This window comes from Bacillus sp. L_1B0_5 (assembly GCF_000836715.1).
Lineage (GTDB): Bacteria > Bacillota > Bacilli > Bacillales > Bacillaceae_G > Bacillus_A > Bacillus_A thuringiensis_S.
Window position 1 is genome coordinate 22,409 of sequence record NZ_JXIS01000093.1, and the last position, 15,215, is coordinate 37,623.

Sequence of the window (15,215 nt, forward strand, 5' to 3'; positions counted from 1 at the left end):
GATGAAGAAAATATACATCCTAGCGCTTATTCCAGTTCTTTGTTTAGTAGTTGGGCCAATATTTGCGAATTCAGTTACTCCTTACGTATTAGGGATGCCATTTTTATTATTTTGGGTATTATTATCAGTGTTTATTACATCTCTTTGTATGGGGCTTGTGTACGTGTTTGATCCTGCTAATAAGGAGGATGTAAAATGACTGCATTACTTATCATTATTTTATTTTTGTTTCTCGCATTATTTTTAGGGATTCGGGCACAACATGGAAAAGATATGGATTTAGAGCAATGGTCAGTTGGGGGAAGAGGATTTGGCACTATTTTTGTTTTTCTCCTTATGGCAGGTGAAATTTATACGACGTTTACATTTTTAGGGGGAAGCGGTTGGGCGTATAGTAAAGGCGCGCCTACCTTTTATATTTTAGGTTATGGCGCTTTAGCTTATCTTTTATCGTATTTTTTATTGCCACCGATTTGGAAGTATGCGAAAGAGCATAACCTTGTTTCACAGTCGGATTTTTTTGCGAAGAAATATAGAAGTAAAGCGCTTGGACTTATTGTCTCAATTGTTGGTGTTGTTTCCATCATCCCATATCTTGTTTTACAGTTAAAAGGACTGGGAATTATCGTTTCAGAAGCGTCTTACGGAAGGGTGTCACCTGTTGTTGCGGTTTGGATTGGTGCCATTGTTATAACTATATATGTAATGGTTTCAGGTATACACGGTTCAGCTTGGACGGCTGCTTTGAAGGATATTATGATACTGTTTATCGTTATGTTTTTAGGTATATATTTACCGTATCATTATTATGGAGGATTTCAGCCGATGTTTGAAGCTGTAGAAGCAGCGAAACCGGGGTTTTTATCTTTACCTGAAGAAGGAATGAGTATTTCTTGGTTTGTTTCTACTATTATATTAACGGCCCTCGGCTTCTATATGTGGCCTCATACATTTGCTTCTGCTTTTTCTGCAAAAAATGAAAAAGTATTTCGTAAAAATGCAGCAATTATGCCATTGTATTCTTTAGTGTTACTTTTCGTATTTTTTGCAGGGTTTGCTGCTATATTGCAAGTTCCTGGGTTAAAGGGAGCAGATGTAGATCTTTCGTTAGTCCGTCTTGCTTTACAAACTTTTGATCCTTGGTTTATTGGGATTATTGGTAGTGCGGGAGTATTAACGGCATTGGTTCCAGGCTCTATGCTTGTTATGGCGGCTTCTACACTGTTAGCAAAAAATATTTATCGAACGATTGTTCCATCTGCTTCAGATAGACAAGTTGCTAAGATGGCAAAATTATTTGTGCCTGTAGTAACGCTCGTGGCAGTTTTATTTACATTTAAAGGAGGGGAAACAATAGGAGCGCTTCTCTTAATGGGGTACAGTATCGTTACGCAACTTTTCCCTGCACTTGTATGTAGCTTGTTTCCACGCCAAATTGTTACGAAGCAAGGAGCGATTGCAGGAATGGGAGTTGGGCTGTTAGTGGTCGCATATATTACCTTATCTGGCTCAACTATAGCTACGATGTTTCCGAGTTTTCCGCAGTATATAAAAGATTTGAATGTGGGCATAGTCGCATTGTTAATTAATATGATTGTGATGTTTGTAGTTAGTGGATTTACAAAAGGTGTATTTATAAAGAAAAACACTACAATAGTAGAAAAGTAATTCGTTTATTGGAGCTATCTTTGCAAAGAGATAGCTCTTTTTTGTATATATTTTCTTCTATTAGCGGAATCTAACTAAAAACTTGTTGAAAAGGAAGTTAGGTGGGGAAATTGTTAGAGCTTGAAGGTAACTTATTTGAAGTTATGAAAGAAATTAGGGATGAGTTAGGTTCACCTAATGATTTAACAATTAGAGAAGTTGCTCTTGCTGGGAGTTTTACACGTTGTGCGGTTGTGTTTTTATGTGGATTAACAGATAAGGATAATGTTTATAAATATGTCATTCGCACACTGCAATACGAAGAAATTCAAAATGAGGAAGCTGTTGTTCAAACGTTATTGGATCGTTTTATTTCTATCGCAGAAGTGGGTGTAAAGACGAAGTTTCCAGATATTATGAATGCGATTTTAGCGGGAGATACAGTTATATTAATTGATAATATTCAAACTGCTATCGTTATTAATAGTAGGGCTTGGGAGAAGAGAAGTTTAGAGCCACCAGTGACAGAAGATTTAATACGCGGACCGAGAGTAGGATTAAATGAAGATATTAATGTGAATAAAATGTTAATCCGACGCAGTTTACGCGATCCAAAGTTGAGGTTCCAATCTTATATTATGGGGAAGCGATCGCAGAAAGAAGTAACCCTAGTATATATAGAAGATATTATTAATCCTCACATTGTAAAAGAGTTAGATCGCCGTCTTCAATCAATAGTGACAGATGTCGTTTTGGAAACAGGTACGATTGAACAATTAATTCAGGATAATAATTTATCCCCATTTCCACAATTTTTGAATACGGAGAGGCCTGATAATATTATAGCCTCATTAGCGAAAGGGAAGGCGGCCATTTTAGTAGATGGATCCCCATTTGCTCTTATCGCGCCACTCGTATTTGTTGATATTTTTCAATCTGTAGAAGATCATTACGAGCGCTGGGTGATTGGAACGTTATTAAGATTTTTACGTATGGGATCAGGTATAATTGCGGTTTTGTTACCAGCTATGTATGTAGCGCTTGTATCTTATCATCAAGGACTTATTCCTTCTAAACTGGCTTATTCAATTGCGGGTGCGAGGGAAGGTGTTCCGTTTCCAGCATATATTGAAACGTTAATGATGGCCTTGACTATGGAATTAATACGAGAAGCTGGAATCCGATTGCCGAAACCGATGGGACAAACGATAGGGATTGTAGGAGGTCTTGTAATTGGAGAAGCTGCGGTAAATGCAGGAATTGTAAATCCGTTTTTAGTTATTATTATTGCGGTTACTGCGATTGCTACGTTCTCGCTTCCTGTATATAGTATTACAATTACGTTCCGAATTTTACTTTTTGTCTTTGTGTTAGCTGCAACGGCTTTTGGGTTGTATGGGATTATTCTAGCTCTGATCGCACTTGCTATTCATATTACAAATTTAACGAGTGTTGGTATACCGTATACAACTCCAATTGCTCCTGCATTTTATAAAGATTGGAAAGAAGAATTTATTCGCATGCCAAAATCGATGTTGAAAGATAGACCAGAGTACTTACAAACAAAAGATTCTACAATACGTCCAAAGGAGCGAAAATAATTGAAACCATTTGAGTATGGCGATGAAGAGATTGGATCTCGGGAAATTGGATTTGCGGTATCGTCAACAATTATTGGTATAGGGGCATTGTCTATGCCAAGAGATATCGCTAGCCAAACTTTATTTTCGGACGGTTGGGTTATTTTGCTTTTGGGTGGATTGGTCTGTGCAGTTTTAGGCTGGTTTGTGACGAGAGTGGCTATCTTATTCCCAAAACAAAACTTTGTTCAATATACGAGTGCGCATTTGACGAAGCCTGTTGCATACACAATTAGTAGCATTTTAGTATTAACGTTTGCTGCTTTGACAGCATATGAATCGCGAATGATTTCAGTTATTTCTCAAACGTATTTATTTAGTGATACACCAATACAACTATTGTCTTTCTTTTTCTTATTAGTTGTTATTTACGGAATAGCAGGATCAAGAGCGGCCTTATTAAGGTTAAATGTTTTATTCTTACCTATTGTTTTAATTGCGATAGTGCTTCTTTCTTTATTGAATATAAATTTAATGGAAATAAATAATTTACTACCAGCTTTTCAAACTAAAGTAAGTCAATATGCTGTTGGAGTTAAAAATTCTATTTTTACGTTTATTGGATTTGAAGTAGCTCTGTTTTATGCGGTGTTGCTAAATGATAAGGCAGCGAAAAAAGCGCCAATGGCAGTTGCGAAAGCGGTGATGGTAAACGTGTTGTCGTACATTTTAATTTATGTAACTTGTATTAGTGTTTTTACGTATATGACAACACGTGGATTGACATATCCAACAATTGAATTAGGGAAAGAAATTGAAATTGGTGGAGGATTTTTAGAAAGGTTTGATGCGATTTTTTTTACGACTTGGATTATTACTATTTATAACACTACGGCAATGTATTATGACGTCGCATCTTTATTGTTTTGTGCTATGTTTCCGAAAGTGAAGAAACATATTTTTATTTTCGTAAGTGCCCCGATTATTTTTATGGTGAATATGATACCTAGTAGTTTGAATACTTTATCAAGTTATGGGACTTATTTAGCTTGGATAGATATGGGAGTTGTTGTGTTAGCGCCTTTGCTCGTTTTAATTGTATATAAAATAAAAAGAAGGAATGGTGGAAATGAAACACCTTCTTAAAATTATAATGGTTATGGCTTTAACTGGATGTATGAGTGGGTGTTCTGAGTTAGAAGAGATAGAAGAAAGAGGATTTGTAGTAGGAGCGGCTTACGATATTGTGAAGGAGAAGAAAGCGAATCCAATTATGAAAGGGACCTATCAGATGGTACTCCCCAGTAAATTGTCTCAACAGGGCGGACAAGGGGGTGGGGGGGATAGCGAAAATTATATTAATGTTAGTGCGAAAGCAGATAGTGTGTTTGAACAAATAAGAATAATCGCTAAAAAAATTAGTCGAACATTATTTTTCCCTCATATACAGGTGATTATTTTCTCTGAAGAATTACTTTCACATCCATACATTTTACAAAATACGTTAGATGTATATATTCGCGATCATGAGATGAGAAGAAATATTCGTTTGTTCGTTTCTAATAAAAATGCCGAAGCTATTTTAAAACAAAGTGCCAAGCCTGAAAATTTACCGGCGCAGTATATTGATATGTTAGCTGAACACCCTCCGAAAAATGCCCAAATGATTGAGGCTGCAAGAATTGGTGAGGTGCAGGAAAAGATGATCTCTAACCGAAGTTTCGTATTGCCTATTCTGGAACTAACAAAGCAAGGAGTACAAATGAACGGTGCAGCATTGTTTCGTGGAAAGGATAATAAGTGTGTAGGCAATTTGAGTGGGGAAGAAACATTAGGGATGAATTATATAATAGGTAAAAAAATTGGAGGTTTTTTTACCATCCGTAAAAAGAATCAACTTATTACATATGAAATTCATAAGTTACGTCGAAAAATTAAAGTATCCACAACGAATGCTACAAAACCGAAATTTAATATTCATTTATTTTTGGAAGGTACAATAGCTGAGTTGCACTTTAGTGATCATAAAAAGGTTTTGAATGAAAAGCGTTTAGAGAGGGATATATCGGAAGAAATGGAGGAGCGTATTCAAAAATCGATTAAGCTTGTTCAAAAAAAATATAAGGTAGATGTATTAGAGTTAGGGGAAGTGTATAAACGACATAATTATAAAGAATGGACAAAAATAAGTAAGAATTGGGATCAAGGCGAAAATTACTTTAGTAATGCTGAAATTACTGTTCATGTTCATCCAACAATTGAACATTCAGGTTCAGCTTTACCGAAAAGAGTGAAATAAGGTGATATAAGTTGTTTACTGGATTGGGAATTAGTTGCACGATATTAATGGCGGTGCTGCCAGGGGCTATATATTTCATTCATAAAAAACTCACAACGTATGGAGCGCAGCCGTGGAATACTGATGTGCAAAAAAAGAAACCTGAATGATCTTCAGGTTTCTTTCGGGCAAAGCATATGTGAAGGGGGATGCCTTCTATGTATGCTTTGTTTTATACAAGCCCTAACCAATGTACCAATTGTGTAGAGAGGAATGTAACAACAATGGCGATAACGGTAGGGATTGCAAACGATAAGAATGTCCATTTTGCACTTTTTGTTTCTTTGTATATGTTAACCAGTGTTGTTCCGCACGGGAAATGAAGAAGTGAGAACAACATTGTGTTTAACGCTGTTAACCAAGTCCAGCCATTTTCTAGGAATAGATTTTTAATTTGATTAAAATCATCTATTTCAGTTAAAGCCCCAGTTGATAAGTAAGACATTAATAAAATTGGGATTACAATTTCATTAGCGGGTAGTCCAAGAATGAATGCAGCTAGAATAAACCCGTCAAGTCCTAACATTTTAGCAAATGGATCTAGGAAATTTACAAAATACATAAGTAAGCTTGTGTCACCGATAAAAATGTTAGCAAGTAACCAAGTTAATGCAGCCGCAGGGGCAGCAACAACTATAGCTCGTTTTAAAACGTAGATTGATTTATCGAGTGTTGCCCGAACAATTGTATTCCAAACTTTTGGCTTGCGGTACGGAGGTAACTCAAGTGTGTAGTGAGTTGGAACCCCTTTTAAAGCTGTTTTTGATAGTACCCAAGAAACAGTTAATGTCATAATAACACCAATTACAACCATTCCAACTACAACGCCAGCAGTAACCAATGTTTGCATACTGCCTGTATAACCAGCAGCCATAAATAGTGAAGCCATTAAAATTAACATAGGCCAGCGACCGTTACAAGGAACGAAGTTGTTCGTTAAAATTGCTAGCATACGTTCACGTGGTGATTCAATGATACGTGTTGACATAATGGCTGCTGCATTACAACCAAATCCCATTGCCATTGTTAAAGATTGTTTCCCGTGTGCACCAGATCGTTTGAATAAGCGGTCCATATTAAACGCGACACGTGGTAAGTATCCGTAGTTTTCTAATAGCGCGAACATAGGAAAAAAGATTGCCATAGGGGGTAACATAACACTAATAACAGCACCGATACCACGGAATAAACCAAGTATTAAAATGCCATGTAACCATTCAGGTGCATGAGCAGCTTGGAACCAAGATGTTAAATATCCTTCAGCCCATCCGAAGAATTCGGCAATCATATCAGATGGTACGTTAGCACCTGCAATTGTAAGATAAAAAATAATAGATAAAATACCGAGCATAATTGGGAATCCCCAGATTGGAGATGTGAAAACTTTATCTAGTTTTTCGGAACGATATAATTTATCAGTATTTGTATATTGAACGGATTCTTTACATATGCTTGCAGATGTTCGGTAAATATCTCCGACTATATCATCTCGTATATCTTCTTTTGAAAGTGTTTGTGCGTGTTGAATAATATAGTCTAATGGAAGAGCTTTACTGGCTGAGTGAGATTCCATTAATTACGACCTCCCTTACAAGCGGTTCATTATGGTGTTTTTGAAGTGTAGTTAAGAAATTTTTATCTCCATCTAATATACGTAACGCAATCCAACGTGCTGGATACGTATCACCGAACACTTTATAAATTTGTGGTTCTAATTCTTGAATCATATTTTCGATTTTTTCGCTGTAAGTAATTTTAATTGGTGTTGGAATTAGTTTTTTATTTGCTACTTTCGCAATAACATTTAGCAAATGACCAATACCCACTCGATTACGTGCTGAAATTTTAACGACAGGTACACCAAGTGATTTTGCTAATTTCTTTTCATCAATAACAATGCCTTTTTTCTCTGCTTCATCAATTAAGTTAATGCAAATGACTACATTATTTGTCATCTCCATCACCTGTAGTGCTAAATTTAAATTTCTTTCCATAGCAGTTGCGTCTATGACAACTACAGTTACTTCTGGTTTTTCAAATATAATATAATCCCTCGCTACTTCTTCGTCTGCGGAATTTGAGTATAGCGAGTAAGTTCCGGGTAAATCTATTAATGTATAATTACTTCCGTTATGTTCATATTCTCCTTCAGCTTTTAAAACAGTTTTCCCCGTCCAGTTTCCAGTATGTTGTTTTAAGCCTGTTAAAGTATTAAATAATGTACTTTTCCCGGTATTCGGGTTACCAGCTAAAGCGATACGATGTTTGCTCATCTGAAATCATCTCCTATTAATACCCCGAAAATAAGGGAGCTTTCTTCTTTGCGTAGTGCAATAGTTGTGTTGCTCACTTGATAAGCGACCGGATCTCCAAGTGGACTGCGTTGCAATACTTTAATCGTTGCCCCAGGGATAAATCCCAAATCTAATAAACGTCGTTTCATAGTTCCTTCTAATTGTATCTTCTCAATTTGTACAAATTCCCCTGTTTTAAACTCGGAAAGGGGTTTAGTATTAGCCGATACCATAAAAGTTACCTCTTCTCTATATTGTTAGTGTTAGTTTAAAAAGTTTCCTTAGGTAAACTTTTTGTTAGTAATATAGTAGACTACATTGGATGATGCTGTCAATTAGTACTTTAAAAATATTCATTTAATTTTAGAATTGTTCCAATTTATTTAGTTGTACTAAAAAATATTACTGAAATTCTTTTTAATGTGCATAAAATAGGCGTGAAAAAGTTACAAAATACAGCGGAATTGTAAATGTAACTTTAACTAAAAGGGAAAAAGATAGAAAAACATTTACATTGAATTTACATTGTTAAGAATAAATTTACATTACAGCATAGTTAGTGTGGTTTTTGTTTGCTTCTTTAACTACAAATGTTGGGATTCCTAGCTTTTAAGGATTATTATCGTCATTTACTTAAAATTAAAAATTGCTTAACACTCACATAATATTGTTGTCCTACAATGAATTTGTGTTCGAAAGAAAATGAATTCGAAAAGTGATAATCCAAATGGGGGTACAAGACATGGTTATGAAAAAAGGTATTAAATTTTCTTTAGCAGCTTTAGTGGTAGCAGGAGCATTAGTTGGGTGTGGGAAAGCAGAAGATACAACTAGTAAAGAAACTGCTAAAGGAAGCGATAATACAAAACAAGAATTATCAGGTACGATTGCAGCAGCTGGTTCTACAGCTCTTCTACCTCTTGCGGAGGAAGCTGGAAAGAAATTCATGGAGAAAAATTCAAAAGTTTCTATTCAAGTCCAAGGTGGCGGTAGTGGAACTGGGATTAACCAAGTAGCATCTGGTGCAGTACAAATTGGTAATTCAGATGTTCCGGCCGGAGATAAAATAAAAGATGCTGAAAAGGCGAAAGAATTAGTAGATAACAAGGTAGCGGGTATTGCATTCGCTCTTGTCGTAAATAAAGATGTAAAAGTTGATAACTTAACGGTGCAACAAGTACAAGATATCTTCACTGGAAAAGTAACAAACTGGAAAGAAGTAGGCGGAAAAGATGAAAAAATCAACGTAATTAATCGTCCGGCTTCATCTGGTACACGTGCTACATTTGAAAAAACGATTATGAAAGACGCGAAAATTAATGATGGAACTGGTACAACACAAGATTCTAACGGTGCAGTAGAGCAAGCTATCAATTCTACTCCAGGTTCAGTAAGTTATTTAGCAATGTCTTATATGGTTGGAGATAAAAAAGGTGCACTACAAACAGTGAAAATTGATGGTGCTGAACCGAAAGTTGAAAACATTGCGTCTGGTAAATATCCATTCTGGTCTTACGAGTATATGGTAACAAAAGGTGAAGCGAAAGAAGCAACAAAAGCTTACATCGATTATGTAAAAGGTAAAGACTTTGAAAAGCAAGTAGAAGATATGGGCTACATTCCAATGTCTAAATTAAATAAGTAATAAAGTTTTATGGGGCTGGCTGCAAGGTCAGTCCTGTTCATTTCAATCTGTGAAGTGGGGTCTGTCCTGTGATGAAGGGGAAAAAACAAATTAATTACGTGAAAAGTGAATATATAGGAAGATCACTTGTTACGTTTTGCGGTATTTTTATTGTTTTAATTACATTAGCTATTATTGCATTTATTTGTGGTAAAGGTATTCAATCTTTTACACAAAGTGGTATCTCGTTTACTGAGATGTTAACATCGACAAAATGGAATCCAAATGCTGATCAAGGATCCTTTGGGGCTTTGATTTTCATTGTAGGTTCAACGGTGGTTTCGTTAGGTGCGGTCATTATTAGTGCACCAATTGCTATAGCTCTTGCTATATTCATGAATTTAATTTCGCCGAAGTTTGGAAATAAAGTATTGAAGCCTGTTCTAGAATTGTTAGTTGGTATTCCTTCGGTTGTATACGGATTATTAGGGGTTACGATTTTAGTACCACTATTACGTGATTCGTTTGGGGGAGTGGGCTTTAGTTTAATTGCAGGTATTGTTGTATTAAGTATTATGATTTTACCTACTATTGCTAGTATCGCTTCTGATGCAATACGTTCTGTTCCATTTGATTATTTAGAAGCTTCTTATGGTCTAGGATCAACGAAATGGCAAGCGATTAGCCGAGTGATTGTTCCTGCTGCGAAAAAAGGGATTTTAACAGGTGTTGTTTTAGGCTTAGCGCGTGCTTTCGGTGAAGCGCTAGCGGTTCAAATGGTAATCGGGAATACGATTAAATTACCAGAAGGTATATATAGTCCAACAGCGACGTTAACTGGTATTTTAACAATGGACATGACGAATACATTGAACGGAACTGCTTGGAACAATGCGCTATGGACTTTAGCGATGATTTTACTTGTTATTTCATTCCTGTTTATTTTAGTAATTCGAGCGATTGGACAAAGAGGTGAGCGATAATAATGAATGCAAGAACGGTAAATAAAGTTTGGACAGGTATCTTTTATGCGGTTGCGGCTTTGGTCGTAGCTATGCTAGTGTTCTTAGTGTTTGAAATTTTACAAAAGGGATGGGGATTTTGGGATCCTAATTTCTTGTTTGGAGAACCAAGTAATACAAGAGCTGGTGGTGGGATTGGTCCACAGTTATTCAATTCCTTCTACATGCTTGTTATAACGCTTATTATATCTATTCCTCTTGGGTTAGGTGCTGGAATATATTTAGCGGAGTATGCAAAACAAGGGCGCTTTTTAAATTTCGTTCGTTTATGCATTGAGACAATGGCGTCTTTACCTTCTATTGTTGTTGGTTTATTCGGTTTGTTGGTGTTCGTTACAATGACAGGCTGGGGATACACAGTAATGGGTGGTGCTCTTGCTTTAACTATTTTAAACTTACCAGGTTTAACGCGTGTTTGTGAAAATGCGATTTCAGAAGTGCCTCATAATGTAAAAGAAGCAAGTCTTGGATTAGGTGCAACGAAGTGGCAAACAATCGCTCGTATTATTATCCCATCTTCATTACCGCAAATTATTACAGGTATTATTTTAGCGGCGGGTCGTATATTTGGAGAAGCGGCAGCATTAATTTATACAGCGGGTTTAACATCCCCGATTTTAAATTCAGCAGCGGATTTCTCGAGCCCTGCGCATCCTTTAAATCCGTTTAGACCAGCTGAAACATTAGCGGTTCACATTTGGAAATTAAATTCTGAAGGAGTTATTCCAGATGCGAAGTTGATTGCGACAAAATCTGCAGCTGTATTAATTATTATGGTATTACTATTCAATGTTATTTCACGCTTGATAGCGTCTATATTACACAAGCGCTTTACAGGAACGAAAAGAAAAAGTAAAACAACGAAAAAGGTAAAAGCGGCATAAATTATAAAGGAGAACTCTCTATTTATAGATAGGGGGTTCTTTTGTATTTTAATATAGAAGGAAAGGATGTAATGATTGTTGAATTTGTGGTTAATTATAAAGAAGAACAGATGTAATTTAGATTGTGGATTCTAGTAAACCTATAGAGCAATATGTGGAAAAAATGATGGATTATATGACTAAGTAGAGAGAAGGCGTTATCTTCATTTGTGAAGATAACGCCTTTTGTTTTTAAATATCAGGTGTTTCTGTAGAAGTGCTTATTTTCCTACGGGAGCGTCTTTTTCTCCCGATTTTATCTAATAGTTCATACATAACTGGAACGACTACTAATGTAAGAACAGTTGAGACTGCCAAACCGCCGATGACAACGACGGCTAAACTTTTTGATACCATACTTCCTGCTTGGGATTGGCCAAATAGGAGTGGGAGCATAGCAACGATTGTTGTAATAGCTGTCATAATAATTGGGCGTAGTCTAGTAGAACCTGCTTCAAGTAAGGCTTCTCTAGTTTCCATGCCGTGTTCCCGATTTTGTTGGACTCTTTCTATTAATACAATAGCGTTTGTAACAACAATCCCGATTAACATTAATGCGCCAATCAAGGAATTTACATCAACAGGTGTTCGTGAAATGAGTAATCCTAAAATACCACCGACAGCAGCTAACGGTAAGGAGAATAGGATTGCAAAAGGAGCGCGTGCTTGCCCGAAGGTGATAACCATAATTAAATATACAATCCCGATTGCAATCCCCATAATTTTGAATAAATCTGTAAAATTCTCTTGCATAGATTCAGTAGCTCCTGCGATATTTACTTTTGAACCGCTAGGTAAATCTAAGTCAGTTATCGCTTTATTTACTGCTGTGTTTACTTTACTCAAGTCTTCATTTGAAGCTTCGGCGGTAATTTGAATTGTTTCTTTTCCGTCTTTATGGAAAATTTCTGTTTGCGTTTGTTTTTCTGAAATAGTTGCGATGTCTTTTAAAGGAATTGGTCCATTAGTAGGTGATAGTATGTTTGTATTTAAAATATCTTCTTGTTTAGTAATGTTTTCCTTTTTATGTTCTATCATAATAGTAGTTTTTTCATTATTAATTGTAATTTCGCCAATAGGTGACTTCTTCATAAGGAATGCTACTTGTTGCGCAGCTATTTCTGGTGTTAAACCTAGTTGTTCAGCCTTTGTTTGATCAATATGAATTTGCCATTCTTTCTTAGAGTCTTCTAAATTCGTTTTTACTTTAGAAAGATCATCCATGCTTTTTAGTTTTGTTTCGACGATAGTAGCCGCCTCTTTTAAATCCGCTTCGTTAGTAGCTGTTACGTTAAATTGTAAGTTGTTGCCGCCGCCGGAGCTTGAATAACTTGTTTTTATATAATCAAGTTCAGCAGGCTCAAAAGTTTTATTTTCCTTTTTTAACTCTTTAATATATTGATCAATATCAGAACCTTTTTTAAAGACTACAAATATACTAGCAAGGTTATTTTTAGTTGTTTGCCCCCATTGTGCATCTTCTGCGCTAGATCCCATTCGTAGAATAACGTCTGTTACATCTGAATTAGAAAGTAATTTCTTTTCGAAATCGAATGCTTTTTGTTTTTGAGCTTCAGCATTATAATCGGCTGGAAATGTCATGTTAATAGATAACATTGTGTCGTCCTCAGATTTTATGTTTGCTTTCGGTAGTAATATATAGGCTGCAATTGATCCTGCAAATAATAAAAATGCAGTAAGTAGAATAATGAATTTATGAGAAAGAGACCACTTTAACGTAGCAACATATCGTGATGAAGAACTTGGCTTTCGATGCTTTGTTTTTTTGAGTAGTAAAAAAGCCATAAGTGGAACAACTGTTAGTGCAACGATTAAGGATGATAGAATAGAATATACAACTGCTAATACCATAGGTAACATTAATTTTCCGATTGCTCCTGATACGAGGCCGATAGGTAAAAAAACAGCGACGGTTGTTAAAGTAGAAGAAGTAATTGCGACGGCGACTTCTTTCGTTGCATCAAGAATAATATTTTTAGAGAAAGAATCTTTTTGTAAACGGCGGAAAATATTCTCGATGACAACGATACTATCATCGACGAGACGTCCAACCGCAACAGCTAAACCACCAAGGGTTAAAATGTTAAGTGTGATGTTAGATTGATGTAGTAAAAAGAGTGTTAATAAAATAGATAATGGAATACTGACAACAGCGATGAGTGTTGTTCGGAAGTTACGTAAAAAGATTAAGATAATTAGAGTTGCAGCGATTGCTCCAAGTATTACTTCTTTTCCCATGCTAGTAACAGCATTTTCAACTTGTTCATGGGTTGAAGCCAAAAGTTTAATAGAAAATTGATCTTTATATTCCTTATTTATCTCTTTAACTTTTTTATCAATCTCTTTTCCGATGGCAACTGCATTTTTACTCGGTTCTTTCATGATGATTAATCCTGTTCCTTCTTCGCCGTTTATATGTGAGATTGTATCGTAGTGTTGTTTGATTTCGATTTGAGCAATGTCTTGTAATTTCACTTGGGGTGCCACAGTGATGTTTTTAATGTCATTTACATTTTTTATGTCCCCGATGACGCGGAGATTGTATTCTTCTTGATTAACAGTAATTGCCCCAGCTGGAGTAGAAGTTTCTTTTCCTTGTAAAACAGTTAGTACCTGCTGTGATGTTACGTTTTTGTTTTTTAATTGGTTCGGATCAAGTACGATAGATAATTCAGAGGTGGATTTTCCGAAAAACATAACATTAGCAACACCATCAATGTTTTCGAGTTGTGGTACGATTTCTTTTTCAATTTGTTTTTCATCTGCTTTTGAAAACCCGTTTTGTTTCTGGATAGTAATTTGGGCGAGTGGAATCATAGAAGTGTTTAGTTGACTAACTACGGGCTTGGTTACATCTTTAGGTAATTTAATTGTATTGACGGCTTTTTCGACTTCGCGTGCTGCATCTTTCATGTTTGCTTTTGATGTATACGCAATATCGATACGTGATAATCCCTCGTATGTAGAAGAAGTAATGGTGTCGACGTGTTCTAAATTGCGAAATTGTTTTTCGAGAGGATCAGTTACATCTTTTGTCATCGTTTCAGCATCGAGTCCTTGAGATAAGGTTGTGACGGTAATTGCTGGATTGTCGATACTTGGTAAAAATTCCATAGGTAATTTAGAGCCGGAATAAACACCGAGTATGGAAATAAGGAAAATCATGATGATAATGGCAGCTCGGTTTTTTAATGAAAACTTTGTTAACCTATCCATAAAATAATTCCTCCATTGGTTTATTTATAGTTGAGTACGTCCTTTCTTACTATATAACAAAAAATGGATATTTTTCATTAATTAAATGTAAAAAAATTCTAACAATATTCTTAAGTTTATATTTGCATTGGAATTGTTTAATGTGGATGGAATTTTTTCTTACGGCTAAGTTATATCGTTATTCTATAGAAGGATAATTATTATCAACTTTAATATAGAAGAGAATGAAAACCTGGGAAGGTATTGTGAAATGCAATTTGGTTGAATGAAGTGTAGTAGTATACAATCAGAATAACTATTTTTAGTAGGAAGGATAATAGTTCTTTCTATAGAAGAAAGTAGGATAGATAATTTTTTTGTGTTTTTTATAAAAAACACTTGTTATTTAAAAATCATGATGGTATATTAATAAACGTCGCTGATGCGGAAACGCAGAAAACGACAAAAAATAAATTTAAAAACTTAGTTGACATCGAAAAATGAAGATGTTAATATGATGAAGTCGCTTCTGAAGCGGCGGACAAGTTCTTTGAAAACTGAACGAAACAAA

The 15,215-nt window shown here is 35.6% G+C and carries 13 protein-coding genes and 1 pseudogene; 10 read left to right on the top strand and 4 right to left on the bottom strand.

The window, feature by feature from the left end; translation table 11 throughout:
* Window position 1: 1 nt before the first annotated feature.
* From RT27_RS24860 to RT27_RS35370, 6 genes are all read left to right on the top strand, one after another.
* On the top strand, window positions 2-199 hold the full coding sequence (locus tag RT27_RS24860) for a DUF3311 domain-containing protein (protein ID WP_000725525.1): 198 nt from the start codon (window positions 2-4) through the stop codon (window positions 197-199).
* On the top strand, window positions 196-1,668 hold the full coding sequence (locus tag RT27_RS24865; protein WP_043937923.1) for a sodium:solute symporter: 1,473 nt from the start codon (window positions 196-198) through the stop codon (window positions 1,666-1,668). Before RT27_RS24860 ends, RT27_RS24865 begins: the two co-directional genes overlap by 4 nt.
* A gap of 101 nt (window positions 1,669-1,769) precedes the next feature.
* A complete protein-coding gene (gerLA, locus tag RT27_RS24870) occupies window positions 1,770-3,248 on the top strand; it encodes a spore germination protein GerLA (RefSeq protein ID WP_103574563.1) in 1,479 nt (492 codons plus the stop codon).
* Window positions 3,249-4,373: a spore germination protein GerLB gene (gerLB, locus tag RT27_RS24875; protein ID WP_016083494.1), complete on the top strand. Its 1,125-nt coding sequence runs from the start codon at window positions 3,249-3,251 to the stop codon at window positions 4,371-4,373.
* Window positions 4,357-5,526 (top strand): spore germination protein GerLC, encoded by a 1,170-nt coding sequence (gene gerLC, locus RT27_RS24880; protein ID WP_016083493.1) that lies wholly within the window; start codon window positions 4,357-4,359, stop codon window positions 5,524-5,526. Before gerLB ends, gerLC begins: the two co-directional genes overlap by 17 nt.
* 11 nt (window positions 5,527-5,537) lie before the next feature.
* Window positions 5,538-5,675 carry a hypothetical protein gene (locus RT27_RS35370; protein ID WP_000493991.1) on the top strand — a complete coding sequence of 46 codons (138 nt, stop codon included), beginning with the start codon at window positions 5,538-5,540 and terminating at the stop codon, window positions 5,673-5,675.
* 62 nt (window positions 5,676-5,737) lie between these two features.
* Here RT27_RS35370 and RT27_RS24885 read toward each other — a convergent pair whose 3' ends face one another.
* The 3 genes from RT27_RS24885 to RT27_RS24895 are packed head-to-tail and all read right to left on the bottom strand — an operon-like array spanning window position 5,738 to window position 8,092.
* Window positions 5,738-7,138 (bottom strand): nucleoside recognition domain-containing protein, encoded by a 1,401-nt coding sequence (locus RT27_RS24885; RefSeq protein ID WP_000443618.1) that lies wholly within the window; start codon window positions 7,136-7,138, stop codon window positions 5,738-5,740.
* The gene (locus RT27_RS24890; protein ID WP_000033865.1) at window positions 7,116-7,838 is read right to left on the bottom strand and encodes a FeoB small GTPase domain-containing protein; all 723 of its coding nucleotides are present in this window, start codon (window positions 7,836-7,838) and stop codon (window positions 7,116-7,118) included. Before RT27_RS24890 ends, RT27_RS24885 begins: the two co-directional genes overlap by 23 nt.
* Window positions 7,835-8,092, bottom strand: a complete 258-nt coding sequence (locus RT27_RS24895; RefSeq protein WP_000252989.1) for a FeoA family protein — start codon at window positions 8,090-8,092, stop codon at window positions 7,835-7,837. Before RT27_RS24895 ends, RT27_RS24890 begins: the two co-directional genes overlap by 4 nt.
* A 509-nt stretch (window positions 8,093-8,601) precedes the next feature.
* Between RT27_RS24895 and RT27_RS24900 the strand changes: the two genes are divergently transcribed.
* From RT27_RS24900 to RT27_RS36275, 4 genes and pseudogenes are all read left to right on the top strand, one after another.
* Entirely contained in the window at window positions 8,602-9,504 is a 903-nt protein-coding gene (locus RT27_RS24900; RefSeq protein ID WP_029441648.1) for a phosphate ABC transporter substrate-binding protein PstS family protein, read from the top strand.
* 71 nt (window positions 9,505-9,575) lie between these two features.
* The gene (gene pstC / locus RT27_RS24905; protein ID WP_000676676.1) at window positions 9,576-10,466 is read left to right on the top strand and encodes a phosphate ABC transporter permease subunit PstC; all 891 of its coding nucleotides are present in this window, start codon (window positions 9,576-9,578) and stop codon (window positions 10,464-10,466) included.
* Window positions 10,467-10,468: 2 nt separating this feature from the next.
* Window positions 10,469-11,389, top strand: a complete 921-nt coding sequence (gene pstA, locus RT27_RS24910; protein WP_016083491.1) for a phosphate ABC transporter permease PstA — start codon at window positions 10,469-10,471, stop codon at window positions 11,387-11,389.
* 121 nt (window positions 11,390-11,510) lie between these two features.
* Window positions 11,511-11,576 (top strand): annotated as a pseudogene (locus RT27_RS36275) (ATP-binding protein); the annotation flags it as partial.
* Between the two features lie 44 nt (window positions 11,577-11,620).
* Here the strand turns inward: RT27_RS36275 and RT27_RS24915 are convergent.
* Window positions 11,621-14,665 (bottom strand): efflux RND transporter permease subunit, encoded by a 3,045-nt coding sequence (locus RT27_RS24915; protein WP_016083490.1) that lies wholly within the window; start codon window positions 14,663-14,665, stop codon window positions 11,621-11,623.
* Between the last annotated feature and the right edge of the window lie 550 nt (window positions 14,666-15,215).

Coding starts and splice junctions, on each gene's coding strand:
- RT27_RS24900 (WP_029441648.1), top strand. CDS start 8,602: ATGGTTATGAAAAAAGGTATTAAATTTTCTTTAGCAGCTTTAGTGGTA.
- RT27_RS24915 (WP_016083490.1), bottom strand. CDS start 14,665: ATGGATAGGTTAACAAAGTTTTCATTAAAAAACCGAGCTGCCATTATC.
- RT27_RS24865 (WP_043937923.1), top strand. CDS start 196: ATGACTGCATTACTTATCATTATTTTATTTTTGTTTCTCGCATTATTT.
- gerLC (WP_016083493.1), top strand. CDS start 4,357: ATGAAACACCTTCTTAAAATTATAATGGTTATGGCTTTAACTGGATGT.
- RT27_RS24885 (WP_000443618.1), bottom strand. CDS start 7,138: ATGGAATCTCACTCAGCCAGTAAAGCTCTTCCATTAGACTATATTATT.
- pstA (WP_016083491.1), top strand. CDS start 10,469: ATGAATGCAAGAACGGTAAATAAAGTTTGGACAGGTATCTTTTATGCG.
- pstC (WP_000676676.1), top strand. CDS start 9,576: ATGAAGGGGAAAAAACAAATTAATTACGTGAAAAGTGAATATATAGGA.
- RT27_RS24860 (WP_000725525.1), top strand. CDS start 2: ATGAAGAAAATATACATCCTAGCGCTTATTCCAGTTCTTTGTTTAGTA.
- RT27_RS24895 (WP_000252989.1), bottom strand. CDS start 8,092: ATGGTATCGGCTAATACTAAACCCCTTTCCGAGTTTAAAACAGGGGAA.
- RT27_RS24890 (WP_000033865.1), bottom strand. CDS start 7,838: ATGAGCAAACATCGTATCGCTTTAGCTGGTAACCCGAATACCGGGAAA.